Raw genomic sequence first — 319 nt, 5'->3', positions numbered from 1 at the left:
GGGCACCACGGGGCGGCCCAGCAGCGTGCCGTAGGGGCTGGCCGAAAGGCCGCCCGGTGGCAGGTAGCTGGGCATGCCGCCGACAGCAGTGCCGGCTGCGGTCTTGACGACAGAGCCGAGCTGCATCAGCTGGCCCTCGGCATCCTGATTGCAGAGCCAGACGGCGCGGCGGCGGGCCGACGCCGGCATGCGCGTCCACATCTTGATGATGTTGTCGGCGTGGATGGTGTCGGCGGTCTGCGAACCCTCGGCGGGCACCGTGATCAGGGCCGGGGAGTTGAGGATGCCGAGCATCTGACCGACGCCGGAGCCGTTCACG

1 protein-coding gene is annotated in these 319 nt (G+C 70.5%); it reads right to left on the bottom strand.

From position 1 onward, the window contains the following. Window positions 1-318 (bottom strand): phage major capsid protein (locus ABGI63_RS25945; protein ID WP_349745382.1); only part of this gene is annotated, 318 nt, incomplete at its 3' end. Window position 319 lies beyond the last annotated feature (1 nt).

Origin of the sequence: Roseateles cavernae (assembly GCF_040187885.1) — a bacterium.
GTDB classification, from domain to species: Bacteria; Pseudomonadota; Gammaproteobacteria; order Burkholderiales; family Burkholderiaceae_C; genus Roseateles_E; species Roseateles_E cavernae.
Note: the sequence above shows the minus strand (reverse complement) of the source record. Positions and strands in the feature narration are given on the sequence as shown.